19 protein-coding genes are annotated in these 20,131 nt (G+C 64.8%); 2 read left to right on the forward strand and 17 right to left on the reverse strand.

Going from position 1 to position 20,131, the window contains the following annotated elements; genetic code table 11:
• Position 1: 1 nt before the first annotated feature.
• The 3 genes from QP140_RS01385 to rlmN all read right to left on the reverse strand — a co-directional run bounded on the left by QP140_RS01385 (position 2) and on the right by rlmN (position 4,401).
• Positions 2-643 carry a DMSO/selenate family reductase complex B subunit gene (locus QP140_RS01385; protein ID WP_012360075.1) on the reverse strand — a complete coding sequence of 214 codons (642 nt, stop codon included), beginning with the start codon at positions 641-643 and terminating at the stop codon, positions 2-4.
• A gap of 23 nt (positions 644-666) precedes the next feature.
• Positions 667-3,126 carry a DMSO/selenate family reductase complex A subunit gene (locus QP140_RS01390; protein ID WP_284757656.1) on the reverse strand — a complete coding sequence of 820 codons (2,460 nt, stop codon included), beginning with the start codon at positions 3,124-3,126 and terminating at the stop codon, positions 667-669.
• A 162-nt stretch (positions 3,127-3,288) separates the two neighbouring features.
• Positions 3,289-4,401 (reverse strand): 23S rRNA (adenine(2503)-C(2))-methyltransferase RlmN, encoded by a 1,113-nt coding sequence (rlmN, locus tag QP140_RS01395; RefSeq protein WP_070762015.1) that lies wholly within the window; start codon positions 4,399-4,401, stop codon positions 3,289-3,291.
• Between the two features lie 133 nt (positions 4,402-4,534).
• Between rlmN and QP140_RS01400 the strand changes: the two genes are divergently transcribed.
• Positions 4,535-4,972 (forward strand): LapA family protein, encoded by a 438-nt coding sequence (locus QP140_RS01400; protein ID WP_284757661.1) that lies wholly within the window; start codon positions 4,535-4,537, stop codon positions 4,970-4,972.
• Positions 4,973-4,979: 7 nt separating this feature from the next.
• On the opposite strand, the gene QP140_RS01405 is transcribed toward QP140_RS01400, so the two are convergent.
• The 5 genes from QP140_RS01405 to rpsB form a co-directional block, all read right to left on the reverse strand.
• Positions 4,980-5,804: a phosphatidate cytidylyltransferase gene (locus QP140_RS01405; protein WP_284757745.1), complete on the reverse strand. Its 825-nt coding sequence runs from the start codon at positions 5,802-5,804 to the stop codon at positions 4,980-4,982.
• A 232-nt stretch (positions 5,805-6,036) separates the two neighbouring features.
• Positions 6,037-6,594: a ribosome recycling factor gene (frr, locus tag QP140_RS01410; RefSeq protein WP_070758862.1), complete on the reverse strand. Its 558-nt coding sequence runs from the start codon at positions 6,592-6,594 to the stop codon at positions 6,037-6,039.
• 99 nt (positions 6,595-6,693) lie between these two features.
• Positions 6,694-7,389, reverse strand: coding sequence for a UMP kinase (gene pyrH / locus QP140_RS01415; protein WP_222863800.1), 696 nt, complete (start codon positions 7,387-7,389; stop codon positions 6,694-6,696).
• Between the two features lie 204 nt (positions 7,390-7,593).
• Positions 7,594-8,412, reverse strand: coding sequence for a translation elongation factor Ts (gene tsf / locus QP140_RS01420; RefSeq protein ID WP_070758860.1), 819 nt, complete (start codon positions 8,410-8,412; stop codon positions 7,594-7,596).
• A 178-nt stretch (positions 8,413-8,590) separates the two neighbouring features.
• Complete coding sequence (gene rpsB, locus QP140_RS01425; protein WP_070758859.1) at positions 8,591-9,400, reverse strand: 30S ribosomal protein S2; 810 nt, start codon at positions 9,398-9,400, stop codon at positions 8,591-8,593.
• Positions 9,401-9,916: 516 nt separating this feature from the next.
• Here rpsB and QP140_RS01430 point away from each other — a divergent pair.
• Positions 9,917-10,543, forward strand: a complete 627-nt coding sequence (locus QP140_RS01430; RefSeq protein WP_148820413.1) for a M23 family metallopeptidase — start codon at positions 9,917-9,919, stop codon at positions 10,541-10,543.
• A 47-nt stretch (positions 10,544-10,590) separates the two neighbouring features.
• Here the strand turns inward: QP140_RS01430 and QP140_RS01435 are convergent, their stop codons facing one another.
• The 9 genes from QP140_RS01435 to QP140_RS01475 form a co-directional block, all read right to left on the reverse strand.
• Positions 10,591-11,574: a tyrosine recombinase XerC gene (locus QP140_RS01435; protein WP_392389729.1), complete on the reverse strand. Its 984-nt coding sequence runs from the start codon at positions 11,572-11,574 to the stop codon at positions 10,591-10,593.
• Positions 11,575-11,635: 61 nt separating this feature from the next.
• Complete coding sequence (locus tag QP140_RS01440) at positions 11,636-12,892, reverse strand: DNA-processing protein DprA (protein WP_284757665.1); 1,257 nt, start codon at positions 12,890-12,892, stop codon at positions 11,636-11,638.
• Positions 12,889-14,505 carry a YifB family Mg chelatase-like AAA ATPase gene (locus tag QP140_RS01445; protein WP_284757667.1) on the reverse strand — a complete coding sequence of 539 codons (1,617 nt, stop codon included), beginning with the start codon at positions 14,503-14,505 and terminating at the stop codon, positions 12,889-12,891. Before QP140_RS01445 ends, QP140_RS01440 begins: the two co-directional genes overlap by 4 nt.
• Positions 14,505-14,969 carry a YraN family protein gene (locus QP140_RS01450; protein ID WP_149121889.1) on the reverse strand — a complete coding sequence of 155 codons (465 nt, stop codon included), beginning with the start codon at positions 14,967-14,969 and terminating at the stop codon, positions 14,505-14,507. Before QP140_RS01450 ends, QP140_RS01445 begins: the two co-directional genes overlap by 1 nt.
• Positions 14,970-15,205: 236 nt before the next feature.
• A complete protein-coding gene (locus tag QP140_RS01455) occupies positions 15,206-15,514 on the reverse strand; it encodes a DUF2469 domain-containing protein (protein WP_012360061.1) in 309 nt (102 codons plus the stop codon).
• Positions 15,511-16,236, reverse strand: coding sequence for a ribonuclease HII (locus tag QP140_RS01460; RefSeq protein ID WP_070762000.1), 726 nt, complete (start codon positions 16,234-16,236; stop codon positions 15,511-15,513). Before QP140_RS01460 ends, QP140_RS01455 begins: the two co-directional genes overlap by 4 nt.
• Before the next feature lie 2 nt (positions 16,237-16,238).
• On the reverse strand, positions 16,239-17,132 hold the full coding sequence (gene lepB, locus QP140_RS01465) for a signal peptidase I (RefSeq protein WP_284757670.1): 894 nt from the start codon (positions 17,130-17,132) through the stop codon (positions 16,239-16,241).
• Between the two features lie 140 nt (positions 17,133-17,272).
• A complete protein-coding gene (gene rplS, locus QP140_RS01470; protein ID WP_012360058.1) occupies positions 17,273-17,614 on the reverse strand; it encodes a 50S ribosomal protein L19 in 342 nt (113 codons plus the stop codon).
• A 130-nt stretch (positions 17,615-17,744) separates the two neighbouring features.
• A complete protein-coding gene (locus tag QP140_RS01475) occupies positions 17,745-20,108 on the reverse strand; it encodes a Tex family protein (protein WP_284757671.1) in 2,364 nt (787 codons plus the stop codon).
• Positions 20,109-20,131 lie beyond the last annotated feature (23 nt).

Here is a 20,131-nt window from a genome sequence, read left to right on the forward strand (position 1 = left end):
TCTAGATCTCCTGGCGATTCATGATCTCGCCGTGATTGGTATCCCACTCCTTCGCATCGCGGTGCGGGCGAATGACGAGGTTGGGCTTGGTGATGCTCGGATCAGGCAGGGGTGCGACGGCGCTGATATCGCCGTACTTCTCCCGCAGCTCGTCGATCGGGCCCCAGTCCAGGGCACGCGACGGGCAGGCGGTGACGCACGCGGGCTCCTCCCCCTCCGCACGAAGGTCGGCGCACAGGTCGCACTTGCTCATCTGCTTGGTCTCCGGGTTGAACTGTGGCGCGGAGTAAGGGCAGGCCCACTCGCAGTAGCGGCAGCCGATGCACTTGTCGGGGTCGACGGTGACGATGCCGTCCTCCCCCTTGTGCATCGCGGTCGTCGGGCAGACCTTCGCGCAGATCGGGTCCTCGCAGTGATTGCAGGAGATCGACGTGTAGTAGGTGAAGGTGTCGTGGTTAAACACCCCGTTGGCGAGGTTCCAGTCCCCGCCGGAGTACTCCACGACCCGGCGCCAGTTGGTGCCCAGCGGGGTGTCGTGCTTGTCCTTGCAGGCGATCTGGCAGGCCTTGCAGCCGTTGCACAAGCTCTGGTCGAAGTAGAAACCCAGCCGCTGGTTTTCTTGGGAAGCGTTCTTCTTAGCCATGTTTTCCTTACCTTCGGCCTTTCTTAGGCCTTCTCAACCTCAACGAGAGTCGTGTGCTGGGCATTGCCCTTGCCCAGCGGGGATGGATGCCAACTGGTCAGCGTGTTGACGCTGGCTCCGGCGTCCACCCCCTTGGCGTCCGGCGCAAACCAGGACCCCTGGGGAACGGAGATCACGCCGGGCGCGATGCGGGGGCTGACCCGTGCGACGGACTTGATCCTGCCGCGGTCGTTGAACGCGTAGACCTCGTCGTCGTTCTTGATGCCCCGCTTGCGGGCGTCCAGCGGGTTGATCCACAGCACCTGGGGGTGGGCGTCGTCCCGGAGCCAGTCCACGTTGCCGTAAGACGAGTGGGTGCGGCCCTTCGTGTGGTGTCCAATGCACTGCAGCGGGTACTTGCCGCCGCTGGTGTAGGCCTTGTGCGCCTCCGCGGGCCCTTCCCAGGTGTCGACGTGTTCCGGCAGCGCGGTGATCTCATCACCCGGGGCGGCGTTCGGGAATTCCCACTCCTTGCGTAGCTTCGCGAGTTCCTCGGAGTAGATCTCGATCAGCCCGGACGGGGTTTCGAGCGGGTTGGCTGCCGGGTCCTCGCGGAACTCCTTCAGCGGGATCACCGACTCCCCGGCCCGCTTCCACACGCCCATCTCCTTGAGCTTCTCGTAGCTCGGCAGCTCCGGAATTTCGCGGGCGGATTCCGCGATCGTGTGCTTGACCCACTGCTCCTGGGTGCGCCCCTCGGTGAACTTCTTTCCCACCCCGAGGCGCTCGGCCAGCTCGGCGCAGACCTCGTAGATCGGCTTGGTGTTGTGGATCGGTTCGATGGCCTTGGAGGCCAGGATCGTGTACTCCATGTTTCCGGCACTGCCCTGTTGGATGACGTCCTCCTGTTCGGCGGTGGACGCATCCGGCAGGACGTAGTCGGCGTAGCGGGCGGACACGCTCATCTGGATGTCGCTGACGACGATGAGTTCCGCCTTGTCCTCCCTGCGCAGCAGCTCGATCGTGCGATTGAGGTCGCCGTGCTGGTTGGTATTGGCGTTTCCGCCGTAGGACCAGATCATCTTGATCGGGACGTCCAGCTTGTCCTTGCCCTGCACGCCGTCGCGGGTGGCGGTCATCTCCTCGCCACGTTCGACGGCCTCGGTCCATCCGAAGACCGGGATCGCGGTCTCGATGGGGTTTTCGTGCTGGGTGTTGAACGGGCTTGCCATGCCGAGGTTCGCGGAGCTTTCGCGCGCGCCGGTGCCGCCGCCCCTGATGCCGATCTGCCCGATGACGGCTGCGAGCAGGAAAATCGCGCGGGCCTGGTTCTCGCCGTTGGCGTGGCGCTGCGGCCCCCAGCCCTGGGTGATGGCGCAGGGCTTGGCCTGGGCGATCTCGCGCGCCAGCTGGGTGATGCGGTCAGCCGGCACACCGGTGACCTTCGCCGCCCACTGTGGGGTCTTTTCAATACCGTCGGGGCCTTTACCCATGACGTAGGAGCGATAGGAGGAGTTCTTCGGCGCTGAGTCGGGCAAGGTGTGCTCGTCGAAGCCGACGGTGTACTTGTCGAGGAACTTCTGGTCCTGGAGGTTCTCCGTCAGCATGACGTGGATGAGCCCAGCGACGAGCGCGGCGTCGGTGCCGGGGCGCAGGGCCACCCATTCATCGGCGAGCGCGACGGAGGTTTCGGACTGCCTCGGGTCGATGACGATGGTCTTGACCCCGTGCTCCTGCTTGATCTTCTGAGTCACGAAGGTTTCCCCGCCACCCGACATGCGGGTTTCCAGCGGGTTATTGCCGAACATGACCTGGAGCTTGGAGTTCGCGACGTCGTCGAAGGAGTTCGACCCGACCCACTCCCCGTAGTGGTACGGGTAGGCCGAGGTGATCTGAGCCGTGGAGTAGTCCGAGTAGTGGTTGAGGTAGCCGCCCCACAGGTTCATCAGGCGCGCGAACGGGGTCTCGACGGGCGGCCAGGAACGCGCGATCGTCGCCCCGATGACGCCGGTGCCGTACTGCAGGTAGAAGGCCTCGTTGCCGTAGGTGGACTTGATCTCCGTCATCTTCTCGGCGATCTCGTCGAGAGCCTGTTCCCAGGAGATCTCGACCCACTCGCCGTCGCCCCGCTTGGTGCCTGGCTTACGCTTCAGTGGGGTCTTCAGCCGGTCCGGGTTGTAGATGCGGTGCCGAATCGAGCGGCCGCGGACGCAGGCGCGGATCTGCTGAGTGCCCAGCTCCGCGTCGCCGGTGTTATCGGCCATGACCTGAACGATCTGGCCGTCCCTCACCTTGAGGCGCAGCGGGCAGCGCGAGCCGCAGTTCACGGTGCAGGCGGACCAAACGATCTTCTCATCGGCCTCTTCCTGGCCCATCGCCGGGATGCCGAGGAACTGCTTGCTCAGTGCGTCGCCCGCACCCGAGGCGACCAGGGCGCCGGCACCGCCAGCCGCGGCCGACCAGCCGAGAAAACGCCGACGAGTGACTTTATTAAGATTAGCCAATTGAACGCCTTCACTAAACCTATGGACTCTTAACCGGATTTTAGCAATCCCGAGAATGCAGAGTCGAGGTTTTCCGGCGTAAAGTTGATCACAAAACGCCTGTACTGGTGGGGTTTTCCCAGCAGTACAGGCGCCTTGTTTTCACGGAACCCCTGGGGGTCGCTAGTCCTCCTCGGCAGCGAGCTGGCCACAGGCCGCTGCGATCTCCTGCCCCTTCGTATCGCGCACGGTACACGGCACGCCCTGCTCGATCACACGCCGGACGAACTCATCCTGACGCTCCTTCGGGGACGCATCCCACTTCGAGCCCGGGGTCGGGTTCAGCGGAATGAGATTGACGTGCACCTTGCTGCCCAATGCCTTGTGGAGCTTCTTGCCCAGCATGTCGGCCCGCCACGGCTGATCGTTGATGTCGCGGATGAGCGCATACTCGATGGACACGCGGCGACCGGACTTCTCCGCGTAATACGCGGCGGCGTCCAAAACCTCTTCGACGGACCAGCGGTTATTGACCGGGACGAGGGTGTCGCGCAGCTCGTCGTCCGGGGTGTGCAGGGACACGGCCAGTCGGACGGACATGCCCTCATCGGCGAGCTTGCGGATCGCCGGGGCCAGGCCCACGGTGGACACGGTGACGTTGCGCTGGGAGATCCCGAAGCCGTGCGGCTCCGGCTGGGTGATCTGACGCACGGCCTCGACCACGCGCTTGTAGTTAGCCAAGGGCTCGCCCATGCCCATGAACACGATGTTGGACAGTCGCCCCTCGGTGCCAGCGACCTCGCCATCGCGCATCGCGCGGGCGGCGTTGCGCACCTGCTCGACGATCTCACCCACGGAGAGGTTGCGATCCAGCCCACCCTGGCCAGTCGCGCAGAACGGGCATGCCATGCCACAGCCGGCCTGGGAGGAGATACACAAGGTGGCGCGGCCCGGGTAGCGCATCAGGACGGATTCCAGCAGCGTGCCATCATGCAGCCGCCAGAGCGTCTTGCGGGTCTCCCCATCATCGGCATCGAGCTTGCGCAGCGGGGTCATCAGCTCCGGGAAGAGCTTCTCCTTGACGGCCTGTCGGCTGGCTTCCGGGAGGTCCGTCATCTCGACCGGGTCGCCCTCGAGCCGACCGTAATACTGGTTGTACAGCTGCTTCGCACGGAACTTCGGCAATCCGAGCTCCACCACTGCCTCCTCAACCTGCTCAGCCGTCAGGTCGGCGAAGTGCTTGGGCGGAAGGCCGCGGCGAGGCGCGGAAAAATTCAGTTTCACGGGGGTAGCCATAGTGAGCCCCATTATTCCACGTATGCCCTCTACCTCGCGATTCCGGGCCATGAGCCCCGATAAGCCGGTGCCGAAGAGTAGCGAGGGCACCCCGGTGATGGCAGCTGGCCGCACAGTTCGTTTGAATAGAGGTATGACGAACCCAGGCACCAACCCCCAGAATCCTGATTTCCAGCCCGCCGGCGAGGCCTTCAACGAGCCTCCGGCAGAGGCTCAACTACCCGCCGAGCCCGCCGCAGAAAACAACTCGGCAACAGCACCCACCCAGGGGGAGGTCGCCCCCGTAGCGCAGGCTGAGCAGCAAGAGCGTACCCACCAGAACGTGAAGGGCTCCGTCGCAGCCAGCACGTGGGCGGCGCTGATCATCGGCGCTCTCGTGCTGATTCTCCTGCTGGTGTTCATCCTGCAGAATCAGACGGAGGCCCAGCTGGTCTTCTTCGGCTGGGAGTGGAGCTTCCCCATCGGCATCGGCATGCTGATCGCCGCGATCGCAGGAGCCCTCATCATGGCGATGGTCGGCATCGTGCGGATGACGCAGCTGCGCCGCCAGATCAAGCGCGGCTATAAGTAACGTCGGCCTAGCCGATCAGGTTGAGGACCACCCAGGTCACCATCGCCGCGGGCAGCATCCCGTCGAGGCGGTCCATCAGCCCACCGTGTCCAGGCAGCATGCCGGACATGTCCTTGATGCCCAGATCCCGCTTGAACTGGGATTCCACCAGGTCTCCCAGGGTGGCGCAGACGGACAGCCCCACGCCCAGCCCGATCCCCAACCACCAGGGACCACCCAGCAACAGGGTCACCGCGAGCGCGCCGACCACGGCGGCGCTCGTCACTGAGCCTGCGAAGCCCTCCCATGACTTCTTCGGGCTCACCGCAGGAGCCATGGGGTGCTTGCCGAAGAGCACGCCGAATGCATAGCCGCCCACATCATTGGCGACCACGCAAAGCATGAAGGTGATGATGTAGAAGGCTCCGGGGGCGTCGGCGGACTCCAATCGCGACAGCATCGCCGCGAACGCGCCGAACATCGGAATCCACGTCAACACCATCACCCCCACCGCCATATCGCGCACGTAGTTATGCGGTGGCGAGTGTCTGCCGTGGTGAAACAGGCGGGTAACCATCAACAGCAGCACACTGCTGGCAAACCCTGCCACCAACCCCGTGGGGCCAAAGGGCCAGGAAAGCAGGATCATCGCGGTGGATCCCACCACGAGCACCGGGAGGCTCAGCACATAGCCGGCCTCCAGTAGGCGGCGCCAGACCTCGTAGACCGCCAGGCCCATGCCCACGACGAGCAGGGCGTACCACAGCAACGGCGAGAGCAGCGAAAGGATGACGATGGCGCCGAGAATCAACGCCGTCGTGATCGCATGCTTAAGGTTTCGCCCAGGGTTGATCTGCTTGGCGGGCTTGGCCGCCTCCCCCGGGGCGGTGCTCCCGGGCTCCGATGCGGGATTCGACGCGTGAGCTGCCACCGCACCTCGCCTTTCCGGCCGCCTGCCGGCGGCCCCTCATGAGTGTGTGCACTTTGCCCTCTTATCGCGACATGCCCGCTCACAACGCGAGCGGGCATGTGTTGTGTGCTTAAAGGGCTATCAAGAGCTCAAGGAGCCCTCCTCAAGGAGGTCCCTAGACCTCCATCAGCTCCTCTTCCTTGCGCTCAACAAGCTCGTCGACCTGCTTGACGTAGTTCGAGGTGGTCTTCTCGAGCTCGTTCTCGCTGGCGCGAACCTCGTCCTCGCCGGCATCGCCGTCCTTCTGGATCTTCGCGAGCTGTTCCATACCGTGGCGGCGGATGTTGCGGATCGCGATCTTCGCGTCCTCACCCTTGGACTTGGCCTGGCGCACCATCTCGCGGCGGCGCTCCTCGGTGAGCTGCGGGATCGTCACGCGCAGCACTTGGCCGTCGTTGGTCGGGTTAACGCCCAGGTCAGAGTTGCGGATCGCGTTCTCAATAACCTGGATCTGGGACTGCTCATAGGGCTTGATGAGCATCATGCGCGCCTCGGGAACGCTGATCGTCGCCATCTGGGTGATCGGCGTCGGGACACCGTAGTACTCGGCGATCACGCTATTGAACATGGCCGGGTTAGCACGCCCGGTACGGATCGTCGTGAGGTCTTCGCGCGCGAACTCGACGGAGCTCGTCATGCGCTCTTCGCATTCCAGGAGAATTTCGTCCATCATGGCTACCAATTTAGCAGCCCTTGCCCCCAACTCTCCTGTTTGGTGCGGCGAGGCGGACTGTTCTTGCCCGCCTCACCCGCGTGCCGCCATCGCGGCGGGTTACTTCACCTCGGAGCTGACGAGCGTGCCGATGCGCTCGCCGGCGCAAGCGCGGGCGATATTGCCCTGCTCCAGGAGGTTGAACACCAGGATCGGCATGTCATTGTCCTTGCAGAGGCTGAAGGCCGTCGCGTCGGCGACCTTGAGGTTGCGCTCAAGCACGTCCTGGGGGTTGATCTCGTGGAAGAGCTCAGCGTCCGGGTTCGTGCGTGGGTCATCCGAGTACACGCCGTCAACCGCCTTGGCCATCAGCAGAACCTCGCAACCGATCTCGAGGGCGCGCTGGGCTGCGGTGGTGTCCGTGGAGAAGTAGGGCATGCCCATGCCGGCGCCGAAGATGACCACACGCCCCTTCTCGAGGTGGCGGTCCGCGCGCAGCGGAAGGTAGGGCTCAGCGACCTGGGTCATCTGGATGGCGGTCTGCACGCGGCAGTCCACGCCTTCCTGCTGCAGGAAGTCCTGCAGGGCCAGGCAGTTCATGACGGTGCCCAGCATGCCCATGTAGTCAGAGCGGGAACGGTCGAGGCCACGCTGCTGCAGCTCCGCGCCGCGGAAGAAGTTTCCACCGCCGATGACCACGGCCACCTGCACGCCACTGTTAGCGACTTCGGCGATCTGGCGTGCGACGTTCTGAACGACATCTGGGTCGATGCCTACGGCTCCCCCACCGAACATCTCACCGCCCAGCTTCAACATAACCCGCTTATAACCGGACCTGTGTGGCGCGTTACTCAACGAATCTCCTTGTCTCGCTTCAGATGTTGAACAGGATTATAGCGCACAATAAAAGCCACCCACCCGTGTGAAACGGGTGGGCGGCTCAAACTATCGCCATGCCGTGGCGCGGTGCCGTGCTAAGCGACTAAGCCACGCCGTGATGGCACGGGATCAGTGTCGGGTTTAGCCCTGGCCAATTTCGTAGCGCACGAAACCGGTCAGCTTCACGCCTGCCTCGTCCATGACCTGCTTGACGGTCTTCTTGGACTCGGTGACGGACGGCTGCTCCAGCAGGACGACGTCCTTGAAGTAGCCCTTCAGGCGACCCTCGATGATGTTCGGCAGAGCCTTCTCCGGCTTGCCCTCCTCACGAGCGGTAGCCTCGGCGATCTCGCGCTCCTTGGCGACGGTCTCGGCCGGGACGTCATCAGTGGACAGGAAGCTGGCCTTCAGAGCGGCGACCTGCATGGCGGCCGCGCGTGCAGCCTCCTCGTTCTCGCCCTCGTAAGCAACGAGCACGCCGACTGCCGGCGGCAGGTCAGCGGAGCGCTGGTGCAGGTAGACAGCAACCTTGTCGCCCTCCAGGGTGACAGCGCGCTTCAGCTCGAGCTTCTCGCCGATCTTTGCGGAGAGCTCCTGCAGAGCGTCGACAGCCTTCGCGCCGTCGACCTCGACTGCCTCGAGCTCCTCGCGGGAGTTAGCGTTCGCAGCGTCGGCTGCCTGAGCAACCTTGTTCGCGAAGTCGATGAACTCCTGGTTCTTGGCCACGAAGTCGGTCTCAGCGTTGACCTCGATCATGGTGTTACCGGAGACTGCGATCAGGCCCTCGGATGCGGAGCGCTCAGCGCGCTTGCCGACGTCCTTGGCACCCTGGATACGCAGGATCTCGATGGCCTTATCGAAGTCGCCCTCAGCCTCGACGAGAGCCTTCTTGCAGTCCATCATGCCGGAGCCGGTCATCTCACGGAGCTTCTTGACATCAGCAGCGGTGTAGTTCGCCATCAGTGGCGACCCTCCTTCGTATGGAAGTGGTGAAAGAATGAATGTGCTGTCAGCCAATAAGTCTAGAGGCAAATCCCCGCCACGTGTGGCGGCGGGCAGCACACTCACTGGGCAGGCCGAGATACGGCCTTTCCGTGTGAGGCATCGAGCGGGGCGTGCGCGCCCCACTCAACACTCTTTAGGCCTCGGTGGACTCGGCCTTCTCCTCGGCTGCAGCCTCAGCCTTCACAGCCTCAGCGTCCGCCTCGGACTTGCCGGTGTCGCCGGCAGCGTCCTTCGCAGCAGCTGCCTGACGCTCCGCGCGAGCCTTGCGGCCCTCCTCAACAGCGGAGGAGATGATGGAGGTCAGCAGGTTTGCGGAACGGATCGCGTCGTCGTTGCCCGGGACCGGGTACTGGACCTCGTCCGGGTCGCAGTTGGTGTCCAGGATGGCGACAACCGGGATGCCCAGCTTCTTCGCCTCGGAGACAGCGATGTGCTCCTTGTTGGTGTCAACGACCCACATTGCCGACGGGACCTTGGTCATGTCGGCGATGCCGCCCAGGACACGCTCCAGCTTCTCGCGCTCGCGGTTCAGAAGGAGGATCTCCTTCTTGGTGCGGCCCTGGTAGCCGTCCTCGGCTGCGTCCATAGCCTGCAGTTCCTTCATGCGGGCCAGGCGCTTGGAGACGGTCTGGAAGTTGGTGAGCATGCCACCGAGCCAGCGGTGGTTGACGTACGGCATGCCAACGCGCTCAGCCTCGTTGGCAACGGCCTCCTGAGCCTGCTTCTTGGTGCCGACGAACAGGATGTTGCCGCCGTGGGCGACGGTCTCCTTGACGAACTCGTAGGCCTCGTCGATGTAGGTCAGGGTCTGCTGCAGGTCGATGATGTAGATGCCGTTGCGGTCGGTGAAGATGAAACGACGCATCTTCGGGTTCCAACGACGGGTCTGGTGACCAAAGTGGACGCCTGCATCCAGCAGTTCGCGCATAGTAACAACAGCCATGGTGTTACAGGGGCAGCTTTGAAGCGTTTTCTTCGCCTTGTAGCGTTGCCGCCCCTTCCTCGCTTTCGAAAGTTTGGGGTTTTACGGTTTTCTTCTTCGGCGCACTCGACGAACTTCCATTCGGCTTATGCGACCGGCCGGCAGACTCCCCGGGCTGCGCCACCTGTATTGACCCGCAATCAGCGGGACCGTAGGTGGAACCTGTTGGGGACACGAGGCATCTACGTGTAGTCAGTCTGCTCGCTATCTCGCCGCCGGTTGCCCGGGGTGTTGTGTTCTTGACGTCGCTGCGATCGCCACTAGCGGGAGGCCTCGTGTTCTCCGCTGGCACGGTTCGCGCGGCGCATCATCCCCGGGTAGTGCGGGAAACGTGAGCACACTGCACCCGGATACTTTAGTCGCTCTGGCTTGTTAATCCAAGTGGTTCCCTACCCGGTGTGTATCCGTCGATCTTCCCTGTCCACAGCCCGTTCTTCGCCCTTCCTTTGAGGACGTCGCCTGCGGCAGGTTTGAGGCATGTCCCGCTTTCTTTCTTCCGCTCGTTTCTGTGGCCGACTGTTCGCAGCGGCCTGTGTTTTCAGCTTGACGTCGACCATCGCGGTGGCTCCGGTTCCGCCAGTGGCTTCCGCCGTGGAGGAAGCGCAACAAGATCGCGGGGGCGTGCTGCGGGGCACTGATCGGCTGAACCGTTCCCACCGTGTGCCGCTCGTCACGGACTCCCCGACCTCCCCCGTTGCGGCGGAAGCTCTGGTGACCCGGCCGCTCGATATTCCGGAGAAGGATTGGCTACCCGGCCACCGCGTTGTGGACCTGCGGGCAGCGCCAGGTGCGGACGTCCTCGCCAGTATGGGCGGGCAAGTCAGCTTCGTCGGAACCGTCGCGGGCACACCGGTGGTGACGATCCGGCACCGGGATGGGCTACACACCACCTATGAGCCCGTACACGCGGAGGTCACCAAGGGTGAGTTCGTATCCCGGGGCCAGCGAATCGGTCGGCTCGCGAATGCGGCGTTGTTGGGCGATAGTGCCCGGAAGCCGGATGGGTTGTCCTGGGGCGCGTGGGTCAAGGGCACGGATGGGCGGAAGCGATACCTCGATCCGTTTGAGCTCTTGGGCTCGGTGCGCGTACGTCTATTGCGCTAGCTCCGCGTGGTGTGGGGCGCATGTTGCGGGCTTCGTGGTGCGGGCCGTTATTCTCCCGAGCGCGGGTGGGCTTGGCGGTAGGCGGCCTTGAGCCGCTCGGCGCCGACGTGGGTGTAGATCTGAGTGGTGTTCATCGAGGCGTGCCCCAGAAGTTCCTGGACTACCCGCAGATCCGCGCCGCCTTCGAGCACGGCGGTTGCTGCGGAGTGGCGGAACCCGTGTGGGGACATGTGCCCCACTGTGAGCTCCGGGTGGCGGCGGATGGCCTGGTCAACTACTCGGCGGATCTCCCGTTGGTTGAGCCGACCCCCGCGCACCCCAACGAGCAGCGCCGGATTACCAGGCGGGGCAAGCTCACCGCGGTGGGAAAGCCAGTGTGTGAGAGCCTCATCGATGATTCCGCCGTAGGGAACCACGCGGGTCTTATTTCCCTTACCGGTGACACGCAAGAGCCGGTTGGCCCGGTCGAAATCCTCGACGTCAATGGCCTCGGCCTCGCCAACACGAATGCCGGTGCCAAACAGCAGCTCGGCGATGAACCAATCCCGCACCCGGCGCGCTGTGGTGCGTCGCCGTTGCTTCTCGCCTGTTGGCTGCGTGGCTGCTGGAGCGTCGTCGACGTCGTGGTCGGCGGTCGGGGGTTCGAGGGCATCACGCTTGAGCCCATCGAGGAGGGTGCGGGCCTGGTCACTGCGCATCACGCGTGGCAGTGTCTTCTCTCCCTTGGGCAGCCGGAGCGCAGAGACCGGGTTCGCGGGGAGCACCTCGCGCTGGGCGAGAAACTTCCCGAAGCCTTTCATGCTGGAGGCCAGACGGGAGAGCCGGGACCGGCTGGCGCCATCGTCGGCGGCGTACCCCAGCACGTCGCGTGCGTGGTCGAGGGTGAAGGACTCAATATCCCGCAGCCCCTCGAGAGCGTCGGTGAGGTCCCGCTGGTAGGCCCGGATCGTGTTTTCCGACCGGCCGAGGTTATAGCGCAGGTAGTCCACGTAGTCCTCGAGGAGGAGTTGCGGGTCGCGGGCTTTCGGCATGCAGCTCAGCATAGCTGTTGCCGCGCAATGGAGCTGTCGCCGCAGATCAACAGCCTCCCAGCTACTCTTGCCCATCCACCCGGACCCAACGCTCCCCTTCCCTGGTGATGAGTCCCTGCTTGTCGAGTTCCTTGAGCGTCCGCATCACCAGCTGGATGGAGAGCCCGGTCTCCTGCTGGATGTCGCGCAGCGTTCCACCGCCTCCGCCAGGCAATCCGGCTGCGTCGTAGACGGTGACCTGGTTCAGCGACATGCTCTGCACCCCGGTGCCGGAGCCGAAGACCATCGCCTGCTGTTCAGGCGCCCCGGCGTGGAACTGGCTGGAGTCCTCCACCAGCTCCCGGACGTGGCTGGCGGTCCAGACCGGTTGGGCCCGACCGTCCCGCAGGCGGTGGAGCACCCCCTGGCTGAGTGCCGTATCCACGGGGCCGGGCACCACCATGGGCTGATTGAGCATGACCTCCGCCCAGTTGAGGGTGTTCAGCGCCCCGGAGCGGTTGGCGGCCTGAGTCACGATGGTGCCTGCAGACAGGCCGGCGACCAGTCGGTTCCGGGTGAGGAAGCGGTGCCGGGCGGGGTGGGTACCCAGCGCGTACTCACTAACAACAACCCCGGACTCCGCGATCTGGTTGAACATCCCCACGTGCTGCCTGGGGTAATCCACGTCGAGTCCGCAAGCGAGCACCGCGATGCTCGCACCCCCGGCGCGCAGGGCGGCGGTATGGGCGCAGCGGTCCACTCCGCGGGCTCCGCCTGAGACGATGCTGTAGCCCTCCAGGGCGAGGTCCGTGCTGAGCTGGGTGCTCAGCTGCGCCCCATAGGCATTGGGCTGCCTGGTGCCAACGACGGTCACCGACTGGCGGCTTAAGTTCCGCAGGTTGCCGTTGCCCCGTAGCCAGAGGGCAAAGGGTGCTGCGGCAAGGCCCCGGACGGCCGAGTTCTGGTCGCTGCCGCGGTCATCAATCCGGGCGAAGGCGTGATCCAGGGTCTCTGTCCACTCCTGGTCCAGCGGGGTGATCAGCCGGAACCCCGCAGCCGTTGCGGCGTCGAGTTCGGCTTCCGGATCGCAGTCCACGCGCGTGGCAGTCGATTCCAGGATCCTGCGCGGCAGGCTGGGGTCACGGTGGCGAATGCGGCTGGCGAGCCCCCGCACATCGGGAGCCACCCCCTTTCCCGCGTCCCGGTCCGCGAGCCGATTCTCCCACCCTTCAGGCCAGAGGAGGTTGAGAATATCCGTATTTGAGGCTTCGATGGTCTGCCGCAGGTAGATCCACGCGAGCAGGTTCTGGCGTTCCTCCGTGGTGCCACCAGGGCTCATGCTGGCACCTCCTCAGTGTCGGAAAAGAGCTCGGCAGCGTCCAGAACCTCCCCAACCCCGGGCCGGGCCACCCCGGCGAGATCGGCGAGGCTCCACGCCACCCGCAACGCCCGATCCACCCCACGCTGCGAGAGCGCGCCGGAGGCATAGGCTTCCTGCAGCGCCACCATTCCCTCGAAACTCGCCGCGCACTCGGAGCGCAGCAGCCTGCCGGGAATCGTCGCATTCGTCACGGCCTCCCCTAGGTCGAGTTTTCGCCAACGGTGGTGGGAACGCTCCCTGGCCTGGGCGACCCGTTCCGCCACCACCGCTGAGCTCTCCGCTCGTCCCTCCTCGCTGTCGGCTCCACTCGTGGCCGTTGCCTGCGCACTCACCGGGAACTGTTGACCGATCAGCCGCTGCCTGCGGGTCTGTGCGAAGACGTCAATCCGGTCGCGGATGGGACCCGAGACCCGCGCATAATAGCGGCGGCGGTCCGTCGAACTACACGTGCACATGCTTGGATCCTCAGCACCGCAACGGCACGGGTTCGCCGCCATCACCAGCTGGAATCCCGCCGGGTAGGAGACACTGCGGCGGGCACGCGCGATCTCCACCCGGCGGGACTCCATCGGGATCCGCAAGCAGTCCAGCACCCCCGAGCGGGTCTCCGCGGCCTCGTCCAAGAACAGCACACCGTGGTGGGCCAGGCTGATCGCGCCGGGCTGCAGGTTCGGCCCGCCACCAACAAGCGCGGCTTGGGTCACCGAAGGGTGCGGGGCGACGAATGGTCTCACCCCGGCCCAGATCGGGCCAAGGTCTCCCCGGCCACCGGCAATCGAGTGAATCGCGGCCGCCTCGACCTGCTCGGTGGCCGACAGCGGAGGCAGGATCGTCGGCAGGCGCTCTGCGAGCATCGACTTTCCACTGCCCGGCGGTCCGGTGAGCATGATGGCGTGCCCGCCCACGGCGGCAATCTCCAGCGCCCGGCGCGCTTCGGCCTGCCCCACGATGTCGGCCATGTCGACCTCCTCATCCCGTGCCCCGTGCCCGGAATCCGGGGTCGGCGCGCCCACGGGTTTACTCACGGGGACAATGCTGCCGGAGCCACGCAGCCATGCGTGAAATTCCTTCAGGCTGCCCACGGCGAGGATGTCCAGACCGGCAACCACGTCCACGAGCTGCTGAGCATCGGGCAGGTTCTCCTCTGGAATCACGATGCGACTCATCCCCCGCCGTTGTGCGGACAGAATCATGGGGACAACCCCGGCGACGGCGCGCACGGTACCGTCCAGTCCGAGCTCGCCGACGACCACCGTGTCACGCAGGAGCTCCAGCGCGAACTCGGATAAACCCTGGGCTGCCAGGATCGACGCCACCATCGCCAAGTCGTAGCTGGAGCCCTCCTTCTTCACGTCTGCCGGGGACAGGCTCATCACGACCTTCGATTTCGGCCACGGCAAACTGCTGTTCAGCATCGCCGCGCGAATTCGGTCACGAGCCTGCACCACCGCCGCATCCCCCAGCCCGACTACGCTGACCCCGGGCAGCCCCCGCCCCAGGTCGCATTCCACGGTCACGAGCATCCCGTCCAACCCGTGAAGGGCCATGCTTCTGGCTTGCCCGACTGCCATCACGCCACCCCCACCACGTGTTCCCGCACGCCAGCGGGGCCCACGTCGATGACGTCGAAACGCACCACATCGACCCCGCGTTGCTGTTCCGCCAGCCACTTCCCCGCCGCCAGTCGCATCCGGCGCAGCTTGGTCTGTGTCACTGCTTCCACGCCAGTGCCGTGGGCGGTGTCCTTGCGGTACTTGACCTCCACGAACACCATCTCGCCTGCGGGGTCGAGAGCAATGATATCCAACTCCGCGAACCGGCAGTGCCAGTTGCGCTCCACAATTCTCCAGCCCTGATTCACCAGGTATTCCCCGGCCAGGTTCTCACCTTGTCGGCCTACCCCCACCGTCGAATCCGCTGTGCTCGGTCCGACCGAGCACTGGCCGACCGAGCCCCGTCCAACCGCACCCTGGCGAACCGAACCCCGGCCGGTCACGTTTCGGCCGACCTGTGCCACCTGCGTTGCGCTATCCATCCCCCGTACCTCGCTGTCGTTGTCTTCCGCTGCGCGTGGAAAATTCCTTCACCCATGCCCTGCCCACGCAGCTGTCGTACCAGGGCAGCGTGTGAGGCTAGCCAAGCACGGTGGCCAGGGCGTTGACGTCCTGAAAAGAAAGCTGGAAGAAGAAAACCCCAGGAGCCTGTGGATAGGCGCTGGGGTGTGGATAACAGCGGGGCAAACGGAGCAGGAAGCCCGCGAGAGGTACCGGGCTAGTGCTCCGGCAGCTGCAGCTCGGGCTTGTCGAGTTCCTCGATGTTGACGTCCTTGTAGGTGATCACGCGAACGTAGCGAACGAAGCGGGCCGGGCGGTACATGTCCCATACCCAGGCGTCCGACATCCGGATCTCGTAATAGACTTCGCCGCCGGAGTTACGGGGCGTGAGTTCCACCGCGTTGGCTAGGTAGAACCGGCGCTCGGTTTCCACGACATAGGAGAACTGGCTCACGACGTCGCGATACTCGCGGTACATCGACAGCTCAACGTTTGCCTCGTAGTCGTCTAGCTCTTCAGCGCTCACTGGCCAGGATGTCCTTCCTCACGCGGTTGTGTGCTCGCCCACTCGGCATGTGCGGTGGCGACATTAGAGTAAGTGTAACGGTGTTCCGGGCAGCCACCATGGAGGCGCACCGCAGCCATGTGCTTCGCCGTGCCGTAACCCTTGTGGCCGGCCAAGCCATAGTCCGGATACTGCCCGTCCATCTCCACCATCAGGCGGTCCCGGGAGACCTTCGCCAGAATGCTCGCGGCGCTGATCGCCGGGGACAACGCATCCCCCTTGACCAGGGGTGCGTGCTCGCACGCAAGCTCCGGCAGGTGCACCGCGTCTGTGAGGACCACGTCTGGCTCCACGGATAGCCCCGCAACGGCGCGGTACATGCCGTTGATGTTGGCGTACTGGATCCCCTTCTGGTCGATCTCGGCGGCGGGTATATGGACGATCTTATAGGCCACCGCGTGCTCGGTGATGGCGCCGAAGAGCTTCTCGCGGCGGCGCGGGGTGAGCTTCTTGGAGTCGTTGAGTCCCTCCAGCTCGGGAACGTCGTGATCAGGCAGGACGCAGGAGGCGATGGTGATGGGGCCGCAGCAGGCACCGCGACCGGCCTCGTCCACCCCGGCCACGTGGGTAAACCCGTGGAATCGCAGGTAGTCGTCGACGAAGCTATAGCCCTCGGAGAGCGCCTGCTGCACCAGCTCGGCGCCGCGGGCGCGTGCTGCCGACTGTGGGGTGGGACGCGCCATGGCTACTGCTGGATATCCAGGTGAGCGACCCCGCCGATGCGTTCGATCGGCAGCACACGTGCGGAGACCTTACCCACCACGTTCTCCACCGGGATGGTGCCCTGGTGCTCGTCGCCCACGTGGCCGCGGGAGTCCAGGGAGTTGGTGCGGTTGTCGCCCATCAGCCACAGGTGGTCATCCGGCACGGTGATGGGGCCGAAGTACTCTCCCTGGCAGGCATCGGAGCCGGTTGCCGGGTCCACCGGGTTCACCAACGGGCTCATCGTGTAGGAATCGTCCACCTTCTTGCCGTCGACCATCACGCCGGGGTCGCCGGGGCGGCACTGGACAGTCTGCCCACCGGTGGCGATGACTCGCTTGACCAGGGCGTTTTCATCCGGGGCAATGATGCCGATCATGCTGCCGGCGTTCTGCAGCCCCTTGATCAGCCCATTGTCCGAACGCTGGGAGACATAGGTCGTGTTCCAGGAGTCCTCACCGACAAAGACGACGACGTCCCCCGGCTTCGGCTCTTTACCACCGAGGTAGGCGAGCTTATTGACGAAGATCCGGTCATTCGTGCACCCCTCGCAGCCGTGCAGGGTGGGCTCCATGGATTCGGACGGGATCAGGTAGAGCCTGCCGACGAAGATATTGAACATGCCAAGAATCAGCATGGTGGCAACCAGGATGATGGGCATCTCCACCCACCACGGGTAGGTCTTCTTCTCTTTGGCTTTTGCCTGCGACGTGTCGGCGGTCTTGTGATTCTCGGTTACCGTGCCCTCCCCCGCACGTGCTGTCCCATCCCCCGGCTGCGCAGCGGTTTGACCTGCCGCCTGCTGAGGTGCAGCGCCGCCTGCATACGGGGCTGCTGCGTCGGGGTTGGGCTGGTGCTTCTTGGGATCGGTAGTCACAAGGGTTCAGACTACCAGGCGGCCACCTGCGGCACTGGGACGTTCCATTCCCCGGGTCACCACCTCAGTCAGGCAAGAAAAAAGGGGAACGGAATTGACTTCCGTTCCCCTCTCACGCGCACATCGTGCGGTGGCGCAGATTAGCGCTTCTCCTTGATCTTGGCTGCCTTGCCGTGGCGATCGCGCAGGTAGTACAGCTTCGCGCGACGGACCTTACCGCGGGACAGAACCTCGAGCTTGTCGATGTTCGGGGAGTGCACTGGGATGGTGCGCTCCACGCCGATGCCGAAGGAGACCTTGCGGACGGTGAAGGTCTCGCGGATGCCGGAGCCCTGACGCTTGATCACAACGCCACGGAAGACCTGCACGCGGGACTTGCTGCCCTCGATGACCTTCAGGTGCACGTCAACGGTGTCACCTGCGCGGAACTCTGGGATATCGTCGCGCAGCTGTGCTGCATCGACCTTGTCAAGAATATGCATGGATTAATCCTTTGCTTGCCTGGATAGAGGATCCTCGCGGCTTTTCGATGCTCATCGCGCCTACGGGTTCGTACCCGGAACATAGTTAACTCGGATAGTATGCCAGCCGATTCGGCAGAAACCAAACCAGTTAGAAGCCGGCCTGCTTGAGAGCAGCGGCCATTGCGCCACCGGCTGTTGAACCGCCGCCGCGCTGTCCGCCCCGCTTGCCACGGGAACCACCACGATTGTCGCCACGCTGTCCACCACGATTGCGTCCCCGGCCAGCCCGGGAATTCCTCTCTCCTGCCTCCCCGCGGCGACCTGCCCGACCGGAGCAGGACCCCTGGTCACCACCTGGCTCGTCGCTCAGGCGCAGGCTCAGGCCGATGCGCTGTCGGTCGACGTCGACGTCCATCACCTTCACCTTGACGACCTGACCGGAGTGGACCACCTCGTGGGGGTCCTGGACGAATCGGTCGGCCATCGCTGAGACGTGGACGAGGCCGTCCTGGTGCACTCCGATATCGACGAAGGCGCCGAAGGCGGCCACATTGGTCACCGTGCCCTCCAGCACCATGCCGGGGCGCACGTCGGAGACCTTCTCCACCCCCTCGGCCAGGCTCGCAGTCTTGAAGCTCGGGCGTGGGTCACGGCCTGGCTTATCCAGCTCTGCGAGCACGTCGCGCACCGTCGGCACACCGAAAGTCTCGTTTGCGTAATCCGCCGGTCGCAGCTTCGTGAGCACCGCGGAGTTGCCGATCAGTTGTGGCACCGCCACCCCGGTGTCCTCCGTGATGGCGCGCACCAGAGTGTAGGCCTCGGGGTGGACGGCGGAGGCGTCCAGCGGGTCCTCCCCGTCATGAATGCGGAGGAAGCCGGCGGACTGTTCGAAGGCGCGTGGGCCCAGGCGCGGCACCTTCAGCAGTTCCTTGCGGGAGCGAAAGGCACCGTTGTCGTGCCTGTGCGTGACGATATTCTCTGCCACGGATTTCGTGATTCCCGCGACCCGCTCGAGCAGCTCGGCACTGGCGGAGTTGACGTCCACCCCGACCGAGTTCACGGCATCCTCGACCACCGAGTCCAGGGAGTGGGTCAGCCACGTCTGGTTGACGTCGTGCTGGTACTGCCCCACCCCGATGGACTTCGGGTCGATCTTCACCAGCTCAGCCAGCGGATCTTGCAGGCGCCGGGCGATCGAGACCGCGCCACGCAGGGAGACATCCATGTCCGGGAACTCCCGCGACGCAACCTCGGAGGCAGAGTAGACGGATGCCCCGGCCTCGCTGACGATGACCGGCGTCGGGCGTTTCCCGCCGGCCTCGGCGATGAGATCGGCAATCTCCCGGGCGAGCTTCTCGGTCTCGCGGCTGGCCGTCCCGTTACCCACCGCGAGCAGTTCGACGCCGTGCTCGGCAACCAGACCCGCAAGCTGGGTACGAGCCTGTTCCCACTTCGCGGCCCCGGAGTGCGGGTAGACGATGATCGTGTCCACTACCTTGCCGGTGGCGTCCACGACCGCGCACTTCACACCGTTACGGTAGCCAGGGTCCAGCCCCAGGGTGGCCCGCTGGCCGGCGGGTGCGGCGAGCAGGAGGTCACGCAGGTTCTTCGCGAAGACGTCCACGGCGGAGGCGTCCGCCCGCTCCTTCAACTTCACCCGGGCATCCACGGCGGAGCTGACGGCGAGCTTGGTGCGCCAGCCGAAGCGGACGCACTCGGCGCGGAATTTATCGGCCGCATCCCCCTGCGGGCCGAGATCCAACCTGTCGGCGATGATTCCCTGGTAGAACTCGTCCTCCTCCCCTCCCGTGAGGTTCACGTGGAGCACGCCCTCGCTCTCGCCACGCAGGATGGCGAGGATGCGGTGGCTGGGGAGCTTGTCGAGTGGCTCGGAGAAGTCGAAGTAGTCCCGGTACTTCGCCCCTTCTGTTTCTTTCCCATCGACGACGCCGACCTCGGCGACACCTCGGTTGAAGAACTCCTCACGGACTTCGCCAACCAGGTCCGCGTCCGTGGCGATTCGCTCGACGACGATGGCGCGTGCCCCGGCCAGTGCTGCCTTGGTGTCCTCGAATCCCTCGCAGAGGTAGCCCTCGGCGATGCTTGCCGGGTCTTCGGCGACCCCCGGGGCCAGCAGCGTGTCCGCGAGTGGCTCCAACCCAGCGTCGCGGGCGATGGTGGCCTTGGTCTTCCGAGTTTTCTTATAGGGCAGGTAGAGGTCCTCGAGGCGGGACTTCGTCTGCACGGCGCGGATCTCGGCGGCAAGTTGGTCGGTCAGCTTGCCCTGCTCCTCGATGGCCTTGAGGATGCTTTCCTTGCGCTCCTCCAGTTCCCGCAGGTAATTCAGGCGGGTGTCCAGCTGGCGGATCTGGGAATCATCCATCCCGCCAGTGATTTCTTTGCGGTAGCGGGCGATAAAGGGAACCGTATTGCCCTCGTCGAGCAGGGCGATGGTGGCCTGGACGTGCGACAGCCCGGCACCTAGTTCCTCGGCTAAAATCTCTGCGATCATTTAAGCCATTGTAGGTGCCGGGC

Source organism: Corynebacterium sp. UMB9976 (assembly GCF_030212265.1).
Taxonomy (GTDB): Bacteria; Actinomycetota; Actinomycetes; order Mycobacteriales; family Mycobacteriaceae; genus Corynebacterium.

Excerpts from the sequence above, each read along its gene's own strand:
- QP140_RS01385 (WP_012360075.1), bottom strand. The coding sequence starts at position 643 with ATGGCTAAGAAGAACGCTTCCCAAGAAAACCAGCGGCTGGGTTTCTAC.
- rlmN (WP_070762015.1), bottom strand. The coding sequence starts at position 4,401 with ATGGCTACCCCCGTGAAACTGAATTTTTCCGCGCCTCGCCGCGGCCTT.
- QP140_RS01400 (WP_284757661.1), top strand. The coding sequence starts at position 4,535 with ATGACGAACCCAGGCACCAACCCCCAGAATCCTGATTTCCAGCCCGCC.
- frr (WP_070758862.1), bottom strand. The coding sequence starts at position 6,594 with ATGATGGACGAAATTCTCCTGGAATGCGAAGAGCGCATGACGAGCTCC.
- pyrH (WP_222863800.1), bottom strand. The coding sequence starts at position 7,389 with ATGTTGAAGCTGGGCGGTGAGATGTTCGGTGGGGGAGCCGTAGGCATC.
- tsf (WP_070758860.1), bottom strand. The coding sequence starts at position 8,412 with ATGGCGAACTACACCGCTGCTGATGTCAAGAAGCTCCGTGAGATGACC.
- rpsB (WP_070758859.1), bottom strand. The coding sequence starts at position 9,400 with ATGGCTGTTGTTACTATGCGCGAACTGCTGGATGCAGGCGTCCACTTT.
- QP140_RS01430 (WP_148820413.1), top strand. The coding sequence starts at position 9,917 with ATGTCCCGCTTTCTTTCTTCCGCTCGTTTCTGTGGCCGACTGTTCGCA.
- QP140_RS01435 (WP_392389729.1), bottom strand. The coding sequence starts at position 11,574 with ATGCCGAAAGCCCGCGACCCGCAACTCCTCCTCGAGGACTACGTGGAC.
- QP140_RS01440 (WP_284757665.1), bottom strand. The coding sequence starts at position 12,892 with ATGAGCCCTGGTGGCACCACGGAGGAACGCCAGAACCTGCTCGCGTGG.
- QP140_RS01445 (WP_284757667.1), bottom strand. The coding sequence starts at position 14,505 with ATGGCAGTCGGGCAAGCCAGAAGCATGGCCCTTCACGGGTTGGACGGG.
- QP140_RS01450 (WP_149121889.1), bottom strand. The coding sequence starts at position 14,969 with ATGGATAGCGCAACGCAGGTGGCACAGGTCGGCCGAAACGTGACCGGC.
- QP140_RS01460 (WP_070762000.1), bottom strand. The coding sequence starts at position 16,236 with ATGGCGCGTCCCACCCCACAGTCGGCAGCACGCGCCCGCGGCGCCGAG.
- rplS (WP_012360058.1), bottom strand. The coding sequence starts at position 17,614 with ATGCATATTCTTGACAAGGTCGATGCAGCACAGCTGCGCGACGATATC.
- QP140_RS01475 (WP_284757671.1), bottom strand. The coding sequence starts at position 20,108 with ATGATCGCAGAGATTTTAGCCGAGGAACTAGGTGCCGGGCTGTCGCAC.